The sequence below is a fragment of the Roseomonas sp. KE0001 genome (assembly GCF_016107285.1).
Lineage (GTDB): Bacteria > Pseudomonadota > Alphaproteobacteria > Acetobacterales > Acetobacteraceae > Pseudoroseomonas.
This window is the reverse complement of sequence record NZ_RCVQ01000004.1, coordinates 246,935-269,278: the sequence shown is the minus strand read 5'-3', so window position 1 is coordinate 269,278 and position 22,344 is coordinate 246,935. Positions and strand designations below refer to the sequence as shown.

22 protein-coding genes are annotated in these 22,344 nt (G+C 72.0%); 8 read left to right on the top strand and 14 right to left on the bottom strand.

Annotated elements, in window-relative coordinates; genetic code table 11:
* The first annotated feature begins 1 nt into the window (after position 1).
* Entirely contained in the window at positions 2 to 1,750 is a 1,749-nt protein-coding gene (aroB, locus tag D9598_RS21630) for a 3-dehydroquinate synthase (protein ID WP_370591986.1), read from the top strand.
* A gap of 76 nt (positions 1,751 to 1,826) precedes the next feature.
* On the opposite strand, the gene D9598_RS10570 is transcribed toward aroB, so the two are convergent.
* Positions 1,827 to 2,258, bottom strand: coding sequence for an organic hydroperoxide resistance protein (locus D9598_RS10570; protein ID WP_198366446.1), 432 nt, complete (start codon positions 2,256 to 2,258; stop codon positions 1,827 to 1,829).
* A gap of 250 nt (positions 2,259 to 2,508) precedes the next feature.
* Between D9598_RS10570 and D9598_RS10565 the strand changes: the two genes are divergently transcribed.
* Positions 2,509 to 3,069, top strand: a complete 561-nt coding sequence (locus D9598_RS10565) for a DUF2889 domain-containing protein (RefSeq protein WP_198366445.1) — start codon at positions 2,509 to 2,511, stop codon at positions 3,067 to 3,069.
* A gap of 10 nt (positions 3,070 to 3,079) precedes the next feature.
* Here D9598_RS10565 and D9598_RS10560 read toward each other — a convergent pair whose 3' ends face one another.
* Positions 3,080 to 4,771 (bottom strand): tetratricopeptide repeat protein, encoded by a 1,692-nt coding sequence (locus D9598_RS10560; RefSeq protein ID WP_198366444.1) that lies wholly within the window; start codon positions 4,769 to 4,771, stop codon positions 3,080 to 3,082.
* Positions 4,772 to 4,792: 21 nt separating this feature from the next.
* Positions 4,793 to 5,077 carry a BolA family transcriptional regulator gene (locus D9598_RS10555; protein ID WP_198366442.1) on the bottom strand — a complete coding sequence of 95 codons (285 nt, stop codon included), beginning with the start codon at positions 5,075 to 5,077 and terminating at the stop codon, positions 4,793 to 4,795.
* Between the two features lie 97 nt (positions 5,078 to 5,174).
* On the opposite strand from D9598_RS10555, the gene D9598_RS10550 reads away from it, so the two are divergent.
* The 4 genes from D9598_RS10550 (at position 5,175) to D9598_RS10535 (ending at position 9,859) form a co-directional block, all read left to right on the top strand.
* Complete coding sequence (locus tag D9598_RS10550) at positions 5,175 to 5,804, top strand: J domain-containing protein (protein ID WP_198366441.1); 630 nt, start codon at positions 5,175 to 5,177, stop codon at positions 5,802 to 5,804.
* Between the two features lie 84 nt (positions 5,805 to 5,888).
* The gene (gene cobS, locus D9598_RS10545; RefSeq protein ID WP_198366440.1) at positions 5,889 to 6,896 is read left to right on the top strand and encodes a cobaltochelatase subunit CobS; all 1,008 of its coding nucleotides are present in this window, start codon (positions 5,889 to 5,891) and stop codon (positions 6,894 to 6,896) included.
* 78 nt (positions 6,897 to 6,974) lie between these two features.
* On the top strand, positions 6,975 to 8,846 hold the full coding sequence (gene cobT, locus D9598_RS10540) for a cobaltochelatase subunit CobT (protein ID WP_198366439.1): 1,872 nt from the start codon (positions 6,975 to 6,977) through the stop codon (positions 8,844 to 8,846).
* Positions 8,843 to 9,859, top strand: a complete 1,017-nt coding sequence (locus tag D9598_RS10535; protein WP_198366438.1) for an esterase-like activity of phytase family protein — start codon at positions 8,843 to 8,845, stop codon at positions 9,857 to 9,859. The genes cobT and D9598_RS10535 overlap by 4 nt, the downstream gene beginning before the upstream one ends.
* Here the strand turns inward: D9598_RS10535 and D9598_RS10530 are convergent.
* The 6 genes from D9598_RS10530 to D9598_RS10505 form a co-directional block, all read right to left on the bottom strand.
* Positions 9,816 to 10,580 (bottom strand): sensor histidine kinase KdpD, encoded by a 765-nt coding sequence (locus tag D9598_RS10530; protein ID WP_198366437.1) that lies wholly within the window; start codon positions 10,578 to 10,580, stop codon positions 9,816 to 9,818. The genes D9598_RS10535 and D9598_RS10530 overlap by 44 nt on opposite strands.
* Positions 10,581 to 10,685: 105 nt before the next feature.
* Positions 10,686 to 10,991 carry a 50S ribosomal protein L28 gene (gene rpmB / locus D9598_RS10525; RefSeq protein ID WP_198366436.1) on the bottom strand — a complete coding sequence of 102 codons (306 nt, stop codon included), beginning with the start codon at positions 10,989 to 10,991 and terminating at the stop codon, positions 10,686 to 10,688.
* A gap of 130 nt (positions 10,992 to 11,121) precedes the next feature.
* Positions 11,122 to 11,385 (bottom strand): hypothetical protein, encoded by a 264-nt coding sequence (locus D9598_RS10520; protein ID WP_198366435.1) that lies wholly within the window; start codon positions 11,383 to 11,385, stop codon positions 11,122 to 11,124.
* A 58-nt stretch (positions 11,386 to 11,443) separates the two neighbouring features.
* Positions 11,444 to 13,408, bottom strand: coding sequence for an ABC transporter ATP-binding protein/permease (locus D9598_RS10515; RefSeq protein WP_255528711.1), 1,965 nt, complete (start codon positions 13,406 to 13,408; stop codon positions 11,444 to 11,446).
* Positions 13,409 to 13,536: 128 nt separating this feature from the next.
* A complete protein-coding gene (locus tag D9598_RS10510) occupies positions 13,537 to 14,691 on the bottom strand; it encodes a diguanylate cyclase (protein WP_198366434.1) in 1,155 nt (384 codons plus the stop codon).
* Between the two features lie 190 nt (positions 14,692 to 14,881).
* The gene (locus D9598_RS10505) at positions 14,882 to 16,048 is read right to left on the bottom strand and encodes an aminotransferase class V-fold PLP-dependent enzyme (protein ID WP_198366432.1); all 1,167 of its coding nucleotides are present in this window, start codon (positions 16,046 to 16,048) and stop codon (positions 14,882 to 14,884) included.
* 47 nt (positions 16,049 to 16,095) lie between these two features.
* Between D9598_RS10505 and D9598_RS10500 the strand changes: the two genes are divergently transcribed.
* Positions 16,096 to 16,962: an NUDIX hydrolase family protein gene (locus tag D9598_RS10500; RefSeq protein ID WP_198366431.1), complete on the top strand. Its 867-nt coding sequence runs from the start codon at positions 16,096 to 16,098 to the stop codon at positions 16,960 to 16,962.
* Positions 16,963 to 16,991: 29 nt separating this feature from the next.
* Here D9598_RS10500 and D9598_RS10495 read toward each other — a convergent pair whose 3' ends face one another.
* Both D9598_RS10495 and D9598_RS10490 read right to left on the bottom strand, forming a co-directional pair.
* Complete coding sequence (locus D9598_RS10495) at positions 16,992 to 17,828, bottom strand: lipid-binding SYLF domain-containing protein (RefSeq protein WP_198366430.1); 837 nt, start codon at positions 17,826 to 17,828, stop codon at positions 16,992 to 16,994.
* A gap of 70 nt (positions 17,829 to 17,898) precedes the next feature.
* Positions 17,899 to 18,528, bottom strand: coding sequence for a histidine phosphatase family protein (locus D9598_RS10490; protein WP_198366428.1), 630 nt, complete (start codon positions 18,526 to 18,528; stop codon positions 17,899 to 17,901).
* 144 nt (positions 18,529 to 18,672) lie between these two features.
* Here D9598_RS10490 and D9598_RS10485 point away from each other — a divergent pair, with 144 nt between their 5' ends.
* The gene (locus D9598_RS10485) at positions 18,673 to 18,957 is read left to right on the top strand and encodes a hypothetical protein (protein WP_198366427.1); all 285 of its coding nucleotides are present in this window, start codon (positions 18,673 to 18,675) and stop codon (positions 18,955 to 18,957) included.
* Here the strand turns inward: D9598_RS10485 and D9598_RS10480 are convergent.
* From D9598_RS10480 to D9598_RS10470, 3 genes are all read right to left on the bottom strand, one after another.
* Entirely contained in the window at positions 18,954 to 19,850 is an 897-nt protein-coding gene (locus tag D9598_RS10480; protein ID WP_198366426.1) for an amidohydrolase, read from the bottom strand. The two genes, D9598_RS10485 and D9598_RS10480, sit on opposite strands and share 4 nt — an antisense overlap.
* A gap of 309 nt (positions 19,851 to 20,159) precedes the next feature.
* Positions 20,160 to 21,020 (bottom strand): hypothetical protein, encoded by an 861-nt coding sequence (locus tag D9598_RS10475; RefSeq protein WP_198366425.1) that lies wholly within the window; start codon positions 21,018 to 21,020, stop codon positions 20,160 to 20,162.
* 120 nt (positions 21,021 to 21,140) lie between these two features.
* Positions 21,141 to 22,331 carry a 4-hydroxybenzoate 3-monooxygenase gene (locus tag D9598_RS10470; RefSeq protein ID WP_198366424.1) on the bottom strand — a complete coding sequence of 397 codons (1,191 nt, stop codon included), beginning with the start codon at positions 22,329 to 22,331 and terminating at the stop codon, positions 21,141 to 21,143.
* Positions 22,332 to 22,344 lie beyond the last annotated feature (13 nt).

Genomic DNA, 22,344 nt, shown 5'->3' with positions numbered 1-22,344 from the left:
TGTGCTACCTTCCGCCACCGTGTCACGCAACCTCAGCCTCGCCATCGTTCCGCCCGCCGCACCGCCGGCTCCCGGTCCCGCCCCCGCGCCGGCCGCCACCGCGGTCCCCGCCCCGGCCGCCGCGCGCGCCGTGGTGCTGATCGGCATGCCCGGCGCCGGCAAGTCCTCCATCGGCAAGCGCCTGGCGCAGCGCCTGGGCCTGCCCTTCCGTGACGCCGATACCGAGATCGAGGCCGCCGCCGGCCAGCCCATCACCGAGATCTTCGCCCGCTACGGCGAGCCGCATTTCCGCGAGGGCGAGCGCCGCGTCATCAGCCGCCTGCTCGCCGGCCCGCCGGTGGTGCTGGCCACCGGCGGCGGCGCCTATGCCGATGCCGAGACCCGCCGCGCCATCCGCGAGGCCGGCGCCGTCGCCGTCTGGCTGCGCTGCGCCCTGCCGGTGCTGCTGCCGCGCGTCTCCGGCCGGGCGACCCGGCCGATGTTCCTGAACCAGGACCCGGTCGAGGTCCTGCGGCGGCTGATGGCCGCCCGTCACCACCTCTATGCCGAGGCCGATCTGATCGTGGACTGTCTGGACGAGAACCCCGAAGCGACCACCGACCGCGTCCAGGGCGCCCTGGACGGCTTCTCCCCGCCGGCCCGCCTGCCGGTCGGCCTCGGCGCGCGGGGCTATGACGTCGTGGTGGGCGAAGGGCTGCTGGCCCGCGCCGGTGCCTTGCTCGCCCCCGCCCTGCCGGCGCGCCGGCTGGCCATCCTGAGCGATGCCTCCGTCGCCGCGCTGCACCTGCCGGCGCTCCGCGCCGGGCTGGAGGAGGCGGGCATCGAGATCCGCGCCAGCCTCACCGTGCCGCCCGGCGAGGCCAGCAAGGGCCTCGCCACCTACGGCTCAGTCCTGGAGGACATGCTGGCCGCCGGCATCGACCGCGGCACGGCGGTGCTGGCGCTGGGCGGCGGCGTCGTCGGCGACCTGGCGGGCTTCGTCGCCGCCACGGCGCTGCGCGGCCTGCCCTTCGTGCAGGTGCCCACCACCCTGCTGGCCCAGGTCGATTCCTCGGTCGGCGGCAAGACCGGCATCAACCTGCACGCCGGCAAGAACCTGGCCGGCGCCTTCCACCAGCCGCGCATCGTGCTGGCCGATACCGGCGTGCTCGCCACCCTGCCGCCCCGCGAACTGCGCGCCGGCTATGCCGAGGTGGCCAAGCACGGGCTGCTGCAGGGCCCGCTCTGGACGTGGTGCGAGGCCGAGGGGGCGAAGGCGGTGGCCGGCGATCCCGCCGCGCTGCGCCATGCCGTTATGGAGAGCTGCCGCCTGAAATCCGCCGTGGTCGCCGCCGACGAGCGGGAGGAGAGCGCCGAGGGGGGGCGCGCCCTGCTCAACCTCGGCCATACCTTCGGCCACGCCATCGAGGCCGAGTGCGGCTATGACGGCAGCCTGCTGCATGGGGAAGGCGTCGCCATCGGCCTCGGCCTGGCGGCGCGGCTCTCCGGCCTGCTGGGCCTGTGCGATCCGGACCTGCCGGGGCGGGTCGAGGCGCATCTGCGGGCTGTCGGCCTGCCGGCGCGGCTCGGCGACCTGCCGCGCCGGTTCGCGCTGGAGGCGCTGATGCGCCGGATGCGGAAGGACAAGAAGGTGCGCGACGGCCATCTGCGCTTCGTGCTGCTGCGCGGCCCCGGCGAGGCCCTGACCCAGGAGGGCGTCGATCCGCAGATCGTGGAGGCGCTGCTGCGCGCCGAGGGCGCCCTCGGCTGAGAACCTTTGGGCTGAGGCGCCGCCCCGCGCGGCGGGGCGGTCGCCGTCCGCCGGCGGTGTCCCGCCGTCCGCGGGGTCAGGCGCGGGTCGTCGTCTTGACGTCCACGCTGGCCTTGATGGCGTTGGAATAGGGGCAGATGTCGTGCGTCGTCTCGACGAGCCGGCGCGCCTCTTCCTCCGGCAGGCCGGGCAGATAGACGTCGAGTTCGGCGGTGATGCCGAAGCCGCCCTCCGAGCGCGGGCCGATGCCGATCGTCGCCGTCACCGTGGAACCCTCGGGCAGCTTGATCTTGGTCTGGCCGGAGGCGACGCGCATGGCGCCGAGGAAGCAGGCGGAGTAGCCCAGCGCGAAGAGCTTCTCGGGATTGGCGCCGTCGCCGCCCGGACCGCCAAGCTCCTTGGGCACGGCGAGTTGCAGCGCCATGCTGCCATCGGCCAGGGCGGTCTTGCCGTCGCGGCCGCCGCCGGTGGCCGTGGCGGTGGTCTTGTACTTCGCTTCAACGGGCATGCTCTGCTCCTGCTCTCGAATGGAAGGACGCGCAGCGGCGCCGCGCGCAGGCTACCGGAGGGAAGGCCGGATGTCGCCAGGCCGCCATCCGCTCCACGGGCTCGCGTTTAACCGGAGGCGGCGCGGAGCGTTGCAGCGCCACCGCTGCTTCTCCTCGGCGCCTCTCTCCTGGCGCCTTTCCCTGACCGCGTGCCCTGTGCCATAGGGAAAAGGACCTTCTGTTGCGACGCATCAAAGCCGGGAGCCTGCCATGCCCCTCTCCCCGCCCGCCGCGCGCAAGCCCCTGCATCGCCGCCAGATCGACATGCACGGCTTCGAGCGCGAGGACGGCCTCTTCGATATCGAGGGCCACCTGACCGATACCAAGAGCTTCCCCTTCGACTCGCTGGACCGCCGCGTGGAGCCGGGCGAGGCGCTGCACGGGATGTGGATCCGGCTCACCATCGATGCCGAGATGGTCATCCAGTCCTGCGAGGCGGCGACGGATTTCAGCCCCTACGCCATCTGCCCGCAGGCGGCGCCGAACTTCGCCCGGCTCGCCGGCCTGAGGATCGGGCCGGGCTTCAACCGGGCGGTGCAGGAACGGGTCGGCGGCACGGTGGGCTGCACGCATCTGCGGGAGATGCTGGCGCAGATGGCCACCGTCGCCTTCCAGACCAGCTACGCGCGGCGCCGCGCCGCCCGCCAGGAGGCCGGACGCGACGGCCGCAAGCCGGCGCAGATCGGCACCTGCCTCGCCTATGCGGAGGACAGCCCGGTGGTGGCCCGGCACTGGCCGGCCTATGTGGCGGGGCGGAAGGCGGCGGAATAGACCAGCTGCCTCAATAGGCCTCGTCACGGCTGAAGAAGGCGGTGACCCAGCGGCGCAGGCGCGAGGGGGTTGGCCCCACCTCCGGCATGGGCGCGGCACTGGGCGGGCCGAGGCGCTTGGCGATGGCCTGCACCTTGGCATCCCGCGGCAGCCGCGCGGCGGCCTCGGCGGCGGTGCGGCGCGCCGCCTCGAGCCGACCGGTCCGCTCCAGCGCCCGGGCCAGGCCGATGGCGGCGGGGCCGCTGTCCGGCGCGCCGGCCAGGGCGTCGCGGAACACCGGCTCGGCCTCCGCCGGCTCGCCGATGAAGAGCAGCAGCTGGCCGAGCCAGAGGAAGGCCTGCGGATCGGTGTTGCCCTCGGCGATCAGCTGGCGCGCCACATGGATCGCCTCCTCGCGGTCGCCCCGGGCCGCCAGGGTGTGGCTCAGGCCCAGCAGGGCCTGCGAATTGTCGCCCGAGCCGTTCGGCCCGGCCTCAGACAGCCCGGCCTGGGACAGCACGGCGCGGAACTGCGCCTCGGCCTCGTCCACCTTGCCGTTGTTGAGCAGCAGATGGCCGAAATGCACCTGCAGCTTGGCGTCGCCCGGCGCCTCCTTCACGCCGCGGCGGCAGAGCGTGATGGCTTCCGCCATGCGCCCCTGGGCGCCCAGCACCAGGGAGAGGCCCTGATAGATGTGCCCGACATCGCCGCGCAGCTTCAGCGCGGCGCGGAACGGCGCCTCGGCGGCCTCGGCCTCGCTCATGCCGAGCAGGGCGTGGCCGGCCTGGGCCTGGGAGGCGAAGTCCTCCGGCCGCAGCGCCGCCTGCTGCAGGGCGACATCGCGCGCGGCCTCGCGCCGGCCGGCATCGCGCAGCCGCCGCATCCGCTCGCGCAGCAGCCGGCCCAGATCCTGTTCCGTGACGCCGGGCGGCAGGCCGAGCGCCAGCGCCTTCCGCCACAGCCGGTTGGCCATGGCGACATGGCCGCGGCGGAAGGCGGCATTGCCGGCATGGCGGAACCAGTGCGGGCTGGCATGGCGCCGGGCCCGCAGCAGGCCGGTCAGCCCCTCCAGGTCGGAGGCCAGGAGCCGTTCCAGCACCTGTCTCAGGAAGCCGCTCTCGACCAGCAGCCAGATCGCCGCATGGTCCATGAAAGGGGTCCGCAGCCAGTGGACCCCTGCCTCGTCGCGCAGGCGGGCGGCATGGCGCCGGTCCTCCGGCATGTAGGGATCGGCCAGCAGCACGGCGAAGGCGCCGGCCTCGCCGGGCGCCACCGACATGCCGGCATGCAGCACGGGGTGGTGGAAGCGGTGGAAGCGGGCGTCCCACGGCACCTCGCCCGGCGCGATCGAGCTTTGCGGGCAGACCGCCAGGGCATGGCCGGCGCCGACCAGGGCGGCGTACTTCAGCGCCGCGTAGCCGCCCATGCTGTAGCCATAGGTAGCGACCCGGCCGCGCAGGGCGGCGCGCACCGCCGGCGCCGCGGCGGCGACGGAGGCGGCGGGGAACCAGTTCTCCCGCCGCGCCACGAAGCCGATGGTGTTGCAGCCGAGCTTGCCCGCCACCTCCTGGCCCCAGACCTTGTCGCCATTGGGGCGGAAGGTGAGATCGGCGAAGGTGACGAGGGTGAGCGCCGCCGCGGCCTCTCCGGCGCCGGGCCGGTGGATCACCACCAGGTGCTCGTCCTCGTACAGCGTGGTGTTGGCGAGGGTGGCCTGGGACATGGCCGGACCGGGCGCGGCGGCTCAGGCCGCCTGCCCCGCCTCCTCGGGCGTCAGCAGGCGGAGCGAGAGGGCGTGCAGCCCGCTGCCGAACTCGGCGGCCAGAGCATCGTGCACGGCGCGCGAGCGCGCCACACGGCTCATCCCGCGGAAGTCGGGCGTGACGAGTTGCACGGTATAATGGGTCTGGCCGCCGGGCGCGGCGCCGGCATGCCCGGCATGCCGGTGGCTGTCATCGGCGATCTCCAGTTCGGCCTCCTGGAAGGTCCGGAGCAGGAGGTTTCGCATGCGTTCGGCACGTGTGCTCATAGGTTGTGCTTTTCCACGACAACTCGCCTGACGCCAAGCAAAAGGTTTGCAATCTGGCGGCTTGCGGCCATCACGATACGCGACCATAAACCTTCAAATGGCCCGCCGCGGCGAACGTCCCAGATCCGACAGCCCCACCCCGACCCAACTGTGCGAAGCGCCCGGTTGCGAGGCAGCCGGGGAATTCCGCGCGCCCCGCGACCGCTCGCGGCTGCGCGATTATTATCATTTCTGCCTCGAACACGTCCGTGCCTATAATCAGGCCTGGGACTACTACAAGGGCATGAAGCCCGAGGAGATCGAGCAGAACCTGCGCGAGGACAGTGGCTGGCAGCGCCCGACCTGGCCGCTGGGCCGCCTTGGCAACACGCGCATCAATGCCGATCTGTTCAGGGATCCGCTGGGTCTCTTCGGTCAGGCGCCGCCGACCCCGCGCAAGAGCGCCCGCGAGGCGCCGCCCGAATTGCGCGCCGCGCTTGATATGCTGGGCCTGGGCTGGCCGCTGGAGCAGGCGGCGTTGCGGGCTCGTTACAAGGAACTCGCCAAGCGCTACCATCCGGACACCAACGGTGGCGACAAGGCGGCCGAGGAACGGCTGAAGGACATCAACCGGGCCTATAGCCTGCTGCGCCGGAGGCTGGCCGACACGGCGGCCGAACACCCGCCCGAGGCGCGGCCTGGCGAGGAGAGGCCCGGCCGGGCCCGCGCCGCCAGCCGCGCCGCCTGATGCAGCACAACCCGAGCAGAGACCGATCGCACCACGACCGATCCCGCCGCCCGTAATACGAGAGCCGAGAGCGAAGAGAGCCCTATGAACAAGGTCGCTACCCTTTCCGACGCCCGCCCCACCTCCGCCATCAACCTGCCGGACATCACCGTCAAGGCGCGCGAGGTGTTCGGCATCGACAGCGACCTGGAGGTGCCCGCCTTCTCGGTTCGCACCGAGCACGTGCCGGAGGTCGACCCCACCTACCAGTTCGACCGCGACACCACCCTGGCCATCCTGGCGGGCTTCGCCTTCAACCGCCGCGTCATGGTCCAGGGCTATCACGGCACCGGCAAGTCGACGCATATCGAGCAGGTGGCGGCGCGGCTGAACTGGCCCTGCATCCGCGTCAACCTCGACAGCCACATCAGCCGCATCGACCTGATCGGTAAGGACGCCATCGTCCTGAAGGACGGCAAGCAGGTCACCGAGTTCCGCGAGGGCATCCTGCCCTGGGCCCTGCAGCACCCCTGCGCCATGGTCTTCGACGAGTACGACGCCGGCCGCCCGGACGTGATGTTCGTCATCCAGCGCGTGCTGGAGGTCGAGGGCAAGCTGACGCTGCTCGACCAGAACCGCGTCATCCATCCGCATCCGGCCTTCCGCCTCTTCGCCACGGCGAACACGGTGGGCCTGGGCGACACCACCGGCCTCTATCACGGCACCCAGCAGATCAATCAGGGCCAGATGGACCGCTGGAACATCGTGGCCACGCTGAACTACCTGCCGCATGCGCAGGAGAGCGCCATCGTCGCCGCCAAGCTCGGCATCGACCCGAAGGATGCCGCGGCGAAGAAGCGCATCGACGCCATGGTGGCGCTGGCCGACCTGACGCGGGCGGGCTTCATCGCCGGCGACATCTCCACCGTCATGTCGCCGCGCACCGTCATCACCTGGGCCGAGAACACCCGCATCTTCGGCGATGTCGGCTTCGCCTTCCGCCTCTCCTTCCTCAACAAGTGCGACGAGGCGGAGCGCTCGACGGTCGCCGAGTACTACCAGCGCTGCTTCAACGAGGAAGTGCCGACCGGCCTGCTGGTCCGCAAGGGCTGAGGGCCGGCCCGGGGAGGCCTGCCCTCCCGGGGCCTTCGGGGCGACCGGCCCCGTGTGATCGTTGAAGGGGCGAGCACGATGAGCGGCAGCAGCAAGGACCTGACGCGTCAGGAAGAATTCAAGCGGGCCACCGCCGGCGCGCTGCGCGCCATGGCGCGCAATGCCGAGGTGCAGGTGGCCTACCAGCCCGGCCCCTCCGGCCTCGCCGGCAAGCGGGCCCGCCTGCCCCTGCCGACCCGCGCCCTGCCGCCCTCGGAGATGGCGCGGCTGCGCGGCGCGGCGGATGCCATCGCGCTGCGGCTGCGCCACCATGACGAGGCCGCCCACGCCGCCCGCACGCCGCAACGCCGCGAGGCGCGTGAGGTGTTCGACGCGCTGGAGCAGGCGCGCGTCGAGGTCGTCGGCAGCCGCAGCATGCCCGGCGTCGCCGCCAACCTGCAGGCCCGGCTGAACGAGACCTGCGAGGCCGAGGGCTACGACCGCATGACCCGCAAGGACCAGCTGCCGCTGCCGGCGGCGCTGTCCCTGCTGGCGCGCGAGCGCCTCTCCGGCGAGGTCGCGCCGCAGGCCGCGCAGCGCATCCTGGAGCTCTGGCGCGGCACGCTGGGCGAGCAGGCGGACGCGGCCCTCGAGGAGATGGCCCGCTTCGGCGAGGACCAGGACCGCTTCGCCCGCGCCGCCCGCAGGCTGCTCTCCGCCCTCGACCTCGCCGAGGCCGAGGTGGAGGCCGAGGCGGAGGAGGACGAGGCCGGCGAGGAAGGTACCGAGACCGCCTCCGAGCAGGAGAACTCGGCCGAGGGCGAGGCGCAGAGCCAGGATTCCGATCCCATGATGGGAGCCGAGCCCGAGACCATGCAGGGCGAGGGCGCCGAGGAGGATGGCGAGGCGGAGGAGGAGGACGGCGTGGCGGCCGAGGGCGAGGACCGCCCCGGCGGCCCGCAGCAGCGCAAGGAGGTCGCCCCCTCCGACGATTCCTCCGCCTACCGCGCCTTCACCCGGAAGTTCGACGAGGAGATCTCCGCCGAGGATCTCTGCGACGCCGAGGAGCTGGCGCGGTTGCGCCAGCAGCTCGACCAGCAGCTCAGCCACCTGCAGGGCGTGGTCTCCAAGCTGGCCAACCGGCTGCAGCGCCGGCTGCTCGCGCAGCAGCAGCGCGCCTGGGAGTTCGACCTGGAGGAGGGCACGCTGGACGCGGCGCGCCTCGCCCGGATCGTCGCCAACCCCATGCTCTCGCTCTCCTACAAGCGCGAGCGCGAGGCGGATTTCCGCGACACCGTCGTCACCCTGCTGATCGACAATTCCGGCTCGATGCGCGGCCGGCCGATCTCGGTCGCCGCCATGTGCTCCGACATCCTGGCCCGCACGCTGGAGCGCTGCTCGGTCAAGGTCGAGATCCTGGGCTTCACCACCCGCGCCTGGAAGGGCGGGCAGAGCCGGGAGCGCTGGGTTCAGGAGGGCAAGCCGCGCAATCCCGGCCGCCTGAACGACCTGCGCCACGTCATCTACAAGGGCGCCGATTCGCCCTGGCGGCGGGCGCGCAAGAATCTCGGCCTGATGCTGCGCGAGGGGCTGCTCAAGGAGAACATCGACGGCGAGGCGCTGGAATGGGCCTATCGCCGCCTGCTCGCCCGCCCCGAGCGGCGCCGCATCCTGATGGTGATCTCGGACGGCGCGCCGGTCGATGACAGCACCCTCTCGGTCAATCCCGGCAACTACCTGGAGCGGCACCTGCGCAAGGTGATCCACGACATCGAGCAGCGCGACATCGTCGAGCTGATCGCCATCGGCATCGGCCACGATGTCACGCGCTACTATCGCCGCGCCGTCACCATCGTGGATGCCGAGGAGCTGGGCGGCACGATGATGAAGAAGCTGGCCGAGCTGTTCGACGAGGATGCCGCCGCCGCCTTCCAGCGCGCCGCCACCGAACGGTCCCCCCTGGTCGCGTGATCCTGTTGAACCGCCGCAGCCTCCTCCTCGGGGCGGCGGCGGCGGCCGGGCTGGGGGCCTGCGCCACGCTGCGGCTGGCCGGGGCGCCCGCCACCCCCCTGCCCCCGCTTCCGCTGCCCGAGGACGCTCCCCTGATCTCCCAGGGCGGCCTGCTGCTGAACCGGCATGTCATCGGCTTCGGCGGCATCTCGGCCCTGCATGTCGATGATGCGCTGACCCTGACCGCCATCAGCGATCTTGGCCACTGGATGCAGGCCGGGCTGGAGATCGACGCCGGGGGCCGTCCGCGGGGGCTGCAGGCGCTGCGCACGGGCCGGCTCGATACCGGCTTCCCCCTCCACCTGCCCGGCGTCTCGCGTGATGCCGAATCCCTCGCCCGCACGCCCGAGGGCGGCTGGCTGGTGGGCTTCGAGCGCTGGCACCGCATCGTCGCCTATGACCGGCTGGATGGGCCGGGGCGGCTGGTGGAGAAGGCGCCGCCGGGCCTCGGCGCGCAGCCGAACAACGCCGGCCTCGAAAGCCTCGCGGTGCTGGCCGACGGGCGCTGGTGGGCGGTGAGCGAGGGCCTCTGGCAGGATGAGGGCACGCTGCGCGCCTGGCTGGGCCGGCCCGGCGGCTGGACCCTGCTGCGCTACCGCCCGGCGCGCGGCTTCGTGCCCACCGACGCCGCCCCCCTGCCGGACGGCGGCGTGCTGATGGTGGAGCGCCGCTTCAGCCTGAGGACACCCGGCTTCAGTGGCCTGCTGCGCCGCATCCCGGCCGCGCAGCTGGCCTCCGCGACGGCGGAGAGCGTGATCGAGCCGGAAACCCTGCTGCCCGCAGCGGCTCTGCCGCACGAGAACTGGGAAGGGGTCAGCGCCTTCCACCATGCCGGCCGGCCGTGGATCGCCATGGTGGCGGACGACAACGAGATGTTCTTCCAGAAGGGCCTGCTGCACCTCTTCACCCTGCGGGCCGCACCGGAGGCCCTCAGCGGCCGGAGGACGGCACCAGGCGCTGCTTCGGCAGGGTGAGCCAGGCCCGGGCGCCGATGCCCCGCACCGCCTCCAGCCGCAACTCGCCGCCATGCGCCTGCAGGAGCTGCCGTGCCACCGCCAGGCCGAGCCCCAGGCCGCGCGTCCCCTCGCCCCGCGCCGCCGGGCCCAGATCGGCGGCGGCAAGGCCGGACCCCTCATCCTCCACCACGATGGCGAGCACAGCCTCGGACCGGACCAGGCGAAGGCCGATCGGGTCGCCCTCCCGGCTGTGGCGCACGGCGCGGGTCAGGACCTGCATCACCGCGCCGCGCAGCGCCCGGTGATCCGCCCGCACGGCGACCTCCTCGAACTCCGGCGCGATCTCCCAGTGCCGCCGGCCGGGCGCCAGGGCCAGGGAGACCTGCTCCACCGCGTCCCTCAGCAGGGCCGCCAGGGACAGCGTCTCCTCGCGGAGCGCCCGCGGGCCGGCGGCGGCGGCGGCACAGTCATGCGCGTCGGCGGCCAGGCAGAGCAGGGCGCGCGCCTGCCCGTCCGGCGGCAGGTCGCCGCCGGTGCCGGCCCGCCCCAGCAGCGCCAGGGCCCGGCCATGCAGCTCCTGCGCGAAGAGGTCGAGCATGCGGCTGCGCAGCGCCAGGTCCCGCGCCAGGGCGTCCGCGCGGGCCTCGGCCCTGCGGCGCAGGCGCCATTGCGCCAGACCGCTGGCCAGGAGGGCGAGCAGGCAGAGGATGAGCAGCAGGTCGGTCAGGTGCGGCGGCATGCGCTCATCCTGCGCGACAACCGCTAAGGAATCACAAAAGGCGCGCCCGCCAGCGGCAGGACACGCCTTCGTGACAGCATGAGGGCCCCGTCAGGGCCCTCCGCCTCAGGCTGCGGAAGCGGCCGCCTTCTTTTCCTGGGCGCGCTGGATGCGGCGCTTCAGGGTCAGGGCCTCGCCCGGCAGCTTACGGTCGGCGGTGCCGAGCAGGAAGCTGTCCAGGCCGCCATTGTGCTCCACGGTGCGGATGCCGTTGGTGGAGAGGCGGAGCTGGATCGAGGTGCCCAGCACGTCGGAGAAGAACGAGGTCTCCTGCAGGTTCGGGAGGAACCGGCGACGCGACTTGTTGTTGGCGTGGCTGACGTTGTTGCCCGTCAGCACGCCCTTGCCGGTGATGCCGCAACGGCGAGCCATGGCGCTAACCCTTCAAACGACTTCAGGGTCGCGGCAGTGGCCACGCACCCGAGATGAGAACAGAGGGGGGCGTATGGCCCGCCCCCCGGTCGGAGTCAAGGATTCGGGAGGGGATTCGGGCCGGAGCGGTTCAGAACTCCTGCCCGCCGGGCGGGGTGCCACGCATCTCCTGCAGTTCCCCCGCCTCGACAGAGGCCAGCGCGCTGCGCAGCACGTTGGCGATGGCGCGGTCCTCCATGCTGCGGGCCATCAGCCCGAGCGCGCCGCCCAGCAGGGCGGACGCCACCGAGATCGGCGCGATCTTCTGCTCGATCATGTATTCGATCGCCTTGTCCACCACGGAACCGGCATGGCTGAGATCTTCCGGGGCCACCCCCTGCGGATCGAGTTGCATCTGGTGCCTCCTGGATACTCCGCCGTCACATAGTCAGGCCGGCGGCCGAGCGAAAGGGTCAGCGGGCGGGGGTCGGCTCTGCGCCGCGCGGGGCGGGGCGCCCGCCGTTCGGCTTGTGCCCGATACTGTCCCGGTCGCCCTCCCCGGCGCCATCCTGCGGGCGGTGCGCCGGGCCGGCATCGGGATCGACGCCGCTGGCCGCGGCCTTGGCCGCCGCCGCCGCCGCCGCCTCGGCCGCCGCCACCGCCTCGGACTGGCGCCGCCACATCTGGGCGTAGAGCCCATCCTCGGCCAGCAGCACGGCGTGGCTGCCCCGCTCGGCGACGCGGCCCTCCTGCAGCACGATGATCTCGTCGGCCTCCACCACGGTCGAGAGGCGGTGCGCGATGACCAGGGTGGTCCGCCCGCGCGCGACGCCGCGCAGCGCCGCCTGGATCTCCTGTTCGGTGCGGGTGTCGAGGGCGCTGGTCGCCTCGTCCAGGATCAGCACGCGGGGGTCCTTCAGGATGGTCCGCGCGATGGCGACGCGCTGCTTCTCGCCGCCCGAGAGCTTGAGGCCGCGCTCGCCGACGCGGGTGTCGTAGCCCTCCGGCAGGCGCATCACGAAATCATGCACCTGGGCGAGCCGCGCCGCCGCCTCCACCTCCGCCTCCGAGGCGCCGGGGCGGCCATAGGCGATGTTGTAGCGGATGGTGTCGTTGAACAGCACGGTGTCCTGCGGCACGACGCCGATGGCGGCGCGCAGGCTCTCCTGCGTCACCTGGCGGATGTCCTGCCCGTCCAGCAGGATGCGGCCGGATTGTAGGTCGTAGAATCGGAACAGCAGGCGGGAGATGGTGGACTTGCCCGCCCCCGTCGGCCCGACGATGGCCAGCATCCGCCCCGCCGGCACATGGAAGGACACGCCCTTCAGGATGGTGCGGTCCGGCCGGTAGCCGAAGCGGACCTCCTCGAAGACCAGCTCGCCCGGCCCGGCGGCCAGCGGCCGCGCATCCGGCGCGTCCGCCACCTCCTGCTTCTCGCGCATCAGGGTGAACATCGCCTCCATGTCCACCAGCCCCTGCTTCAGCTCGCGATAGACGAAGCCCAGGAAGTTGAGCGGCAGGTAGAGCTGGATCAGGTAGGTGTTCACCAGCACGAAATCGCCGACCGTCATGCTGCCGTTCGAGACGCCGCGCGCCGCCATCAGCATGACGACGGTCAGCCCGATGGCGATGATCCCGGCCTGGCCCATGTTGAGGTAGTTCAGCGTCACTTCCGAGCGGGTATAGGCCTTCTCGTAGCGCGCCAGTGTGGCGTCGTAGCGGGCCGCCTCATGCTTCTCGTTGCCGAAGTACTTGACGGTCTCGTAGTTCAGCAGGCTGTCGATGGCCTTGGTGTTGGCCTCCTGGTCCATCTCGTTCATCGCCCGGCGGAAGCGCAGCCGCCAATCGGTGAAGACCAGCGTGAAGGCGATGTAGAGCCCGATCGTCACCAGCGTCACGGCGGCGAAGGAGAAGTCGAACATCCCCCAGAGGATCCCCGCCACGAGCAGGATCTCGATCAGCGTGGGGACGATGTTGAACAGCATGAAGTCGAGGACGAAGTTGATCCCCCGCGTGCCGCGCTCGATGACGCGGGACATGCCGCCGGTCTGCCGGTCGAGGTGGAAGCGGAGCGAGAGCGCGTGCAGGTGGCGGAAGACATTCAGCGCGATGACGCGCCCGGCCCGCGCCTGCACCTTGGTGAAGATGGCGTCGCGCAGCTCGGCGAAGGCGGAGCTGGCCATCCGCAGCAGGCCATAGCCCACCACCAGCGCCACCGGGATGGCGACCATCGCCGCCGCCCCCTCCCGCGGGCCCAGCGCGTCGACGGCGCGGGCATAGGCGATCGGCACCAGCACATTGGCGCCCTTGGCCAGCACCATCAGCACCAGGGCGATCACCACGCGGGTGCGCAGCCCGGTCTCGTTCTTCGGCCAGAGATAGGGCGCGAGGGTCAGCAGCGTCCGGCCATGGCCGCGTGGAGAGGAGGAAGCAGGCAAAACGGGATGTCTCCGGTCGGGTCGGCGGTTACATGGCGGCCGGGGCGCCGGGCGGCAATGCGGGGCTGCTGCGCGCCAGGGTGGCGGCAGGCGGCGGCTCCCTTGGAAGCGCGGCCGCGGGCCTGGCCTCAGGCGCGGCTCAGGGCCGGATCGTCGAAGCGCCGGCCGATGCCGCGCCCGCCCTGCTTCGCCGCGTAGAGCGCGGCATCGGCCCGCAGGCGCGCCTCCTCCAGCGTCGCCGCATCCTCCGGGATGCAGGCCCAGCCCAGGCTGACGCCCACGCGCAGCAGCATCCCCTCGACATCGTAGGGCCGGTCCGCGATGGCGGAGACCAGGCGTTCCGCCACCTGCTGCACCGCCTCGGGCTCCATGTCGCGGATCACGACGACGAACTCGTCACCCCCGGTCCGGGCCACGAGGTCGGCCGGGCGGAGATTGCGCGACAGCCGTGCCGCCACCTCGACCAGCAGCTTGTCGCCCACGTCATGGCCATGGGTGTCGTTGATCGGCTTGAAGCCGTCCAGATCGAGGTAGAGCGTGGCCAGCCGGCTGGCGCCGTCCATCCGCGCGCCGAAGGCAGCCTCCAGGCCGAAGCGGTTCAGCAGCCCGGTCAGCCGGTCGTGCTGCGCCAGATGGCTGCTGCGGGCCTCCGCCGCGAGCGAGCCCACCAGCGTGTGCTGGAAGGTCCAGATGATCTGCCAAGTACCGAGGAAGAAGGGCACGGCCATGACCGGCAGCAGCAGCAGCCAGGGATCGCCGGACAGCGCCGCCCCGGTGACGAAGGGCAGCACGCAGAGCGCCACGAGGAGCATCGCCAGGCGCGGAGCGGAGAAGTTGCGCGCGCAGACCGAGCCGACCACCGCCATGATCAGGCTGGCGGAGAGGATCATCAGCGTGGCATCGCCACTGCGCATGGCGGCGAAGGACATGCTGCCCTGCAGGGCGCACCAGAGCAGCGAGAGCAGGATCGCGCCCTCGATGCGCGGCCGCAACCCGGCCGCCCGGCTGCGCTGGATGCCGCGGATCACCGTCAGCCGGCCGAACAGGATCAGCAGCTCCAGCGCCAGGAACAGGCTGAAGAGGGGGACCTCCTGACGCAGCAGGCAGACGCCGGCGACGACGACGCCGTTGAACGCGCCCATCACCACCGCCATCGGCGACGAGACGAGCTGGCCGAGCAGCAGGGGCCGGGCACCCTCCGGCACGGCGCAGGCCGGATCGGTCAGCCAGGACAGGGCGGGGCAGCGCCAGATGATGCGGGCGGTCGAAGGGTGACCCATCATGTCTCGGACTCTGTCCCCCGCGCGGACATGGCCTGCGCCTATCCTCCTGCTCGGCGGATCGGCCAGGAGACCGGGATCAGGTTCTAGGCCCGGATATACACTCTATGGTTGCATATCCTCCTCGATATCGCAAGATGCGCGGTGTATCGCTCCGTTATCCACGCATTGCGGAGATGGCCGCTCCCGTCGCTCAGGCGGCGCAGAGGGTGAGCAGGCGATCGATCTCGTCCTCGGTATTGTAGTAGTGCGGCGAGGCGCGGAGGACGCTGCCGAGGCCCCGCCTCTCGGCGTCGATGCGCGTGCTGGTGGGCTCCGAGGCGCCGATCACGATCCCCGCCCGCGCCGCCTCGGCGACCATGTCGCGCGCCGCCCGCCCCGCCAGGGTGAAGCTGACGATGGCCGAGGGGCTCCGGCCGAGATCCCGCACCACGGCGCCGGGGATGCGCGCCAGGCCCTCGCGAAGCCGGGCCGAGAGCGCCTGGCATCGCGCCTGGATCGCCTCCAGCCCGAGGCCCAGCGCATAGTCCACCGCCACGCCGAGCCCGGCGCGGGCGGCGTAGTTGTTCTCCCAGGTCTCGAAGCGGCGCGCGTCGTCGCGCAGCCGGTATTCCTCCCGCGCCACCCAGGGCGCGGCGAAATGGTCAATCATCGGCGGCTCCAGGCGCTGCAGGAGGCCGCGCCGGACATAGAGGAAGCCCGTGCCGCGTGGCCCGCGCAGGAACTTCCGCCCCGTGGCCGAGAGCATGTCGCAGCCGATGGCCTCGACATCCACCGGCATCTGCCCCACCGCCTGGCAGGCATCGAGCAGGTAGGGGATGCCGTGCCGCCGGGCGATGCGGCCGATCGCGGCGGCCGGATTGGTCAGCCCGCCATTGGTCGGCACCCAGGTGATGGCGATGAGCTTCACCCGCGCGTCGATCATCGCCTCCAGCGCCGCGGTGTCGAGCTCGCCCGTGGCGTCGCTCGGCACCACGGCGATCTCGGCACCGATCCGCCGCGCCACCTGCAGGAAGGCGACGTAGTTGGCGGCGTACTCGGCCTCGGCGGTCAGGATGCGGTCGCCGGGGGCGAAGCGCAGGGAATAGAAGGCCATCTGCCAGGCGACGGTGGCGTTCTCCACCAGGGCGATCTCCTCGCGCCCGGCGTTCAGCAGCCGCGCGACCGAGTCGTAGACCCCCTCCAGCCGCCCCGCCTCGGCCGCCGCCGCGGCATAGCCGCCCAGCTCGGCCTCCAGCTCCAGATGGCGCACCTGCGCCGCCAGCACCGGCGCCGGCATCAGCGCCGCCCCGGCATTGTGCAGATAGGCGCGGCGCGCGGCGGCGGGCGTCTCGGCCCGGATGCGGTCGAGGTCGATCATGGGGCCACAGCCTTGCCGGGATGCCGCGCAGGGCGCAAGAGAGCCGCATGAACGGCTTCGCCCGGCATATCGCCGCCTGCAACAACCTCCCCTCCCCGGCCGGCCTGGTGCCCTTCCGCATCGGCGCCGAGCAGGTCGGCTGGCTGGAGCCCGATCTCGCCCGCTGGCTGGCCTTCCACCCGCGCGACTTCCATTTCGACGGGCAGGGCGTCGCCCTGCCGGCGCGGCTGCGCGGCGCCGCGGCGCGCGAGGCGGTGCTGGCCGACGCGGCGCGCGGCCTGGCGCGGGATGGCTATCTGCGCCTCCGCGGCGAGCCCTTCGACGTGCGCGCCACGCCGGAGGGGCCGGTGCTGGCGCGGCTCGATCGCGGCGCCATCCCGGCCTTCGGCATCCTGGCGCAGGGGGTGCACCTGAACGGGCTGGTGCGCCGCCCGGAGGGCCCCGGGGGCGGGCTGCACCTCTGGCTCGGCAAGCGCTCGGCCACCAAGGCGGTGGCGCCGGGGCAGTGGGACAACATCGTCGCCGGCGGCACGCCCGCCGGGCTGGACGCCATGGCGACGCTGGTGAAGGAGGCGGAGGAGGAGGCCGGCCTGCCGCGCGACCTCGCCCTCCGGGCCCGTCCGGTCAGCCGGATCTCCTACATCATGAAGCAGGAGCACGGCCTCCGCCGCGACATCCTGCATGCCTTCGACCTGGAGCTGCCGGAGGACTTCCGCCCCGCTCCGCATGACGACGAGGTGGAGCATTTCGAGCTCTGGCCGGCGCGGCGCGTGCTGGAGGCGGTGCGCGACACGGACGACTTCAAGTTCAACGTCAACCTAGTGCTGATCGACCTCTTCCTGCGCGAGGGGCTGATCGACCCGCGCGGCGAGGAAGGCCGCCGGCTGGCGGCGGGGCTGCGCGCCGGGGACTGACCTCCCGCCGCCCGGCCGGCGCCGGCCCGTCAGGGCAGCGGCTGCGCCTGCACCCCGCCGCCCTGGTAGCCGGGCGGCGCCTGGTAGGGCTGCTGCTGCGGCTGCTGGTAGCCGGGCTGGGCGGGCGGCTGCGGCGGCTGGCTGGCGGGGGCGGTGCCGAAACGCATCAGCGCGCCGCGCAGCGGATCAGCGCCGGGATTGTGCGCGGCCATGTCTACCACGATCTGCCGGGCGCCGAAGCTCTGCCCGTAATAGGTGCGGTTGCGCTCGCTGTTGGCGCTGAGCAGGGAGCCGTCCAGCGAGATGCCGGCATAGAGGCCGCGCGTCTTGGCGAAGGTGACGATGTCCGCGCCGACCGCCGCCGTGGTCGATCCCCCGATGCCGCCGCCGATCACCGCGACGGCGATGGAGGCATCGGCGCCGATCTTGAACTGGCTGTCCATCAGGGCGCTGAGGCCCCGGTCGGTCAGGATCATCATCATGACCATGGCATCCTGCACGCCGATCTGCAGGCCGATGCTGCCGCTGCCGATGCCGTAGAAGGCCGGCGAGGACCAGGAGCCGGCCCCGTCGCGCGCCAGCAGCACGCAGGAGCCCCCCTGCCCGCCGAAGATGAAGCCGGCCCGGAAGACCCGCGGGCAGATCATCACCGCCCGGGCGCGGCGCAACAGGCTGATGGCGTCGTTGAAATGCGCCGCGTTCCGGTCGCTCCCGGCGCCGAGCATCTCCTGCACCGCGAGGGTCGATTGATCGACGAGGTTCTGCTCCTCGGCCTGCGCCAGGGCCGCGCGCGGCTGCCCGGCCAGCCCCGCCAGGGCCAGCAGCCCGGCCGCGAGAAGCATCCTCGGAGAGATGGAGCGCCGCATGAAAATCCTCCGACAAGCCTTTGCGAAGACATGACCTCTCGGCTCAGGCGTGGCAAGCCCAACTTGCGGGTCAGGGCGCCGCGAGGGGCGGCTCCTCGTTCACGGAGGCGACCCGCCAATGGCCGGCATGATGCTCCAGCCGGGTCAGCGACAGGTTGCGCACCGAGAACTGGAAGGCCTGGTGCGGATCGAGGCCCATGGCATGGGCCACGGCGGCGCGGATCGAGCCGCCATGCGCCACGATCACCACATCCCGCTCGCGCAGCTCCCGCGCCATCTCGTCCAGCGCCGGGCCGACGCGGCCGATCACGTCGCGCAGGCTTTCGCCGCCGGGCGGCTTCTCCTCCGCCGCATGCGGCCAGAAGGGATGTGGCGGCGCCGAGAGGCGCTCGGCGAAGGCCTCGTGCGAGACGCCCTGCCATTCGCCCAGGTGCTGCTCGCGGAAGCGCGGCTCGACGCGCATCTCCGCCTCGGGGTAGCCGGCGGCGAAGATGGCGGCGGCGGTGGCGCCGGTGCGGGAGAGCGGGGTGCGGACCCAGAGGGCGCCCGGCGGCAGGCGGCCTGCCAGCCAGGCATAGGCGGCGCTCTCCTGCGCCAGCGCGACGGTGCAAAGGGCGACATCCATGTCGCCGTACATGGTCACCCGGGCGGAAGGCTCGACGATGGCGTGGCGGATGAGGAAGAAACGGGTCGTGCTCACCCGCATTCTCTAGAGCAGATCCCGATCCGATGGAAATCCCGGATCGGCCGGACGAGGCCGTCCGGGCCTCCTTCAGGCTTTGTTCAGGGCTGCCGGGGATAATGCCGCCGCCGCCCCAGAACCGGGCGCGCAGGAGAGCACAAGATGTCCCCCGTCCATCCCCCCGTCCCGCCACCGGTCGTGCCGCAGATCCCCGATCTGGCCGGGCAGGCCGGCAGGCTCGACTTCACCTACCGCCTGCCCGGCTGGCCCGGTGGCGCGGCGCCGGATGCCATCCTGGCGAGCGCCGAGGCCATGCGCCTGGACCTGGCCGGCATTCCGCTGCAATCCCCGACCCAATCCCCGTCCCCTTGCGGCCTGGCCGGCCTGCTGGAGGCGATGACGCGGAGCGGCATGACGGGCAGCCTCACCCGGCTGGGCGTCCCCTAGGCCGGGAAGCCATAGAGACGGGCCGGGTTCTCCACCAGCACGCGGTGGCGGAGGGCCGCCTCCGGCGCCCAGTCGGCCAGGAGGTCCAGCAGGTCGCCGACATTGGGCATCACCCCCCAATTGGCGACATGCGGCCAGTCGGAGCCCCAGACGCAGCGCTCCGGCGCGGCCTCCAGCAGGGCGCGGGCCATCGGCGTCGTCTCCGGGTAGGCGGGCGCATCGTCGCTCAGCCGGTAGGCGCCGGAGAGCTTGACCCAGGCACCGTCGCGCACCAGCGAGACGAGCGTCCGGAATCCCGGCTCCTCCAGCGCGCCGGCGGCCGGCATATGCCCCATATGGTCGATGACAAAGGGCACCGGCAGCTTCGCCAGGCGTGGTGCCAGCTCCGGCAGTTGCCGCGCGTCCAGCAGCAGTTGCAGGTGCCAGCCCATCTCGCGGCAGAGCGCCCCGTAGGATTCCAGCCCGTCCAGGCTGACGCCGCCGCCGAACAGCACATTGAGCCGCAGGCCGACGACGCCGGCCGCCTTCAGCACGCCATACTCCGCCTCCGACCGGCCGAGGCCGACCACGCCGATGCCGCGCAGCCGGTCCGGATGCGCGCGCAGCACGCTCTCCATCAGCCGGTTGTCCGTGCCGTGCACGCTCACCTGCACCAGCACGCCATGGGTCATGCCGGTGGCGTCCAGCATGGCGAGGTAGGCGGAGGGACCGGCCTCGGGCGGGGTGTAGCTGCGGTTCGCCACCAGCGGCCAGCGGGGCGGCAGGCCGATGACATGCGCGTGGGTGTCCACCGCGCCGGACGGCACGGCGAAACGGCGCGGCCCGCGCGGATCGGGATCGGGGCCGGGGCAGAGGGCCTCGGGGGCGCGGGGGCCGGCGGAGAGATCGGTCATCGGCGTCGAGCACCTTGCCTCGGGTTTCGGGCAGCGGCAGGGCCGCGATGAGCATCAGCCCATAGGCCAGCACGGCGAAGATGGCGATGGCCCTGGCCGGCGTCACGCTGGCCGGAGCCGCGCAGCCGCATCGGCAAGAGTTCCGAGAAGGCTTCGTCGTGCGGGATATCACGCGTGTTCCCGTGAAGTATGCCTGTCGCCGGCCCCGACGCGCGACAGAAAACGCAAACGCCCCGCGCCTCAGGTGCGCGGGGCGGAAGATGACGGCCGTTTCACGAAAGTGGGCGCGCGCTGGCGCCCACCGGGAAATCAGGCAATCACCGGATCATAGGCGCCCTGCCGGCCTTCCTCGTAGCCGTAGGTCACGAAGTGCCAGGCCAGCTGGTCGTTGGTGATCACGCCGGCCAGGGCGAGATCGGGATTGAGCAGGGCGTACTGCGTCTCGTTGAACAGGTCGACCTGCCGCCCCTCGTTGAAGCCGAACTGCACGTAATGCTCGGTGCCGGCGCCGTCGATCGCGTTGGCGACGCCGGAGGCGCCGAAGGCCGTGATCAGGTCGCCATGGCTCGCCACATAGGACAGGCCGTCGAAATCGGTCTCACGCCCCTCGGCACGGCCGAAGCGGAGATAGTGAAGGGCGCCGCCCTCATCGGCATTGGCGCCGAAATCGGCATTGACGAGGACATCGGTGTTGGCGGCGAGATAGCTGTTGCCGTCAAAGAGGATGCTGCGGCCCTCGAGGGCGCCATGATCCCGGAAGTGCGACCAGGCCGCGTCCCGGTCCTCGCCGAAGGCGTTGCCGAGATCCTCGTAGGACGCCAGATAGGCGTAGCCGAGGAACTGACCGACATCGCCGAACTCGCGCGTGCCGTTGAGATCGGTGGCGATCGCCTCGACGTCGAGCAGCGTGTCGACCCCCTCGGGGCCGCGGATCACGCCCTCATCCTCCCAGCGGTAGATCTGGTAGTCGTCGAGATTGCCGCCCAGCAGCACCGTGTCCCGCCCGTCGCCGCCTTCCAGCCGGTCATTGCCGGGGCCGGGGATGAGCAGGTCGTCACCGCCCCGCGCCTCGATGCGGTCATCGCCGGCCAGGCCGTTGATGCTGTCATTCGAGACGGATTCGGGCGAGACGAGGTTGTCATTCCCCTCAGTGCCGAGAATCGCGACCATCTGACTGTCTCCTCTGTGGTTCCCGCGTCAGGAACAACCGAGGCGCCGGTCAGTTTCGTCGCGTGAGATCACGAATCTTTCGAAGTCGGCGCTCCTTCGGATGAGACGATTCCGTATCGGTCACGCCTCCGCATCGAAGGGCAGGCCGACATAGTTCTCGGCCAGCGACACCGCCGCGGCGCGGGTGTCGCGGATCAGCGCCAGCTCGGCCTCGCGCACCTGCGCGTCGAACAGCGTCTCCGCCGGATCGCGGTGCAGCAGACGCGTCATGAACCAGGAGAAGCGTTGCGCCTTCCACACGCGGCGCAGGCAGGTCTCGCTGTAGCGCTGCAACCGTCCGCTGTCGCCCGCGCGGGCCTCGGCCTCGAAGGCGCGCGACAGGACCAGCGCATCGGCGACGGCGAGGTTCAGCCCCTTGGCGCCGGTCGGCGGCACGATATGCGCGGCGTCGCCGGCGAGGAACAGTCGGCCGTGCTGCATCGGGGCGCAGACGAAGCTGCGCAGCGGGATGATGCCCTTCTGGAAGATCTCGCCCTCGTCGAGCGTCCAGCCGTCATCCGTCGCCAGGCGCGCGCGCAACTGGTCCCAGATGCGCGCCTCCGGCCATTGCGTCAGATCCTCGGCGGGGTCGCATTGCAGGTAGAGGCGCTGGATCTCCGGCGTCCGCGTCGAGAGCAGGGCGAAGCCCTCGCCCTGGCTGGCATAGATCAGTTCCGGCCAGGACTGGCGCGCATGCACCAGGATGCCGAGCCAGGCGAAGGGATAGAGGCGGTGCGCCTCCTGCCGCAGGCTGGCGGGAATCGCCTGACGCGAGGGGCCGTGATAGCCGTCGGCGCCGACGATGAACTCGCAGTCGAGGCGGCTCTCCCGCTCCGCCCCGGCCTCGCGGTAGGTGATGAAGGGGCTCTCGCCGTCGATCCCGTGCAGCCGCGCGCCGGAGATGCCGAAGCGGATCTCGCCGCCGCGCGCCAGCAGCGCGCCGATCAGGTCGCGCAACACCTCGTGCTGCGGATAGACGGTGACGTGCCGGCCGTCCGTGAGCCCGGCGATGTCGAGATGGAAGCGCCGGCGGTGCGATTGCAGGGTGATGCCGTCATGCACATGCCCCTCCCGGTCCAGCCGTTCGCCGAGGCCGAGCTCGCGCATCAGCTCCGTCACCCAGTGCTCCAGCACCCCGGCGCGGATGGTGCCCTCGACGGCGGCGCGGTCGCGGCTTTCGAGCACGACGCTGTCGATGCCGGCGCGCCGCAGCAGCAGGGCGAGGAAGAGGCCGGCGGGCCCGGCGCCGAGAATTCCGATCCGGGTCCGCATGGCCCTTCCCCCT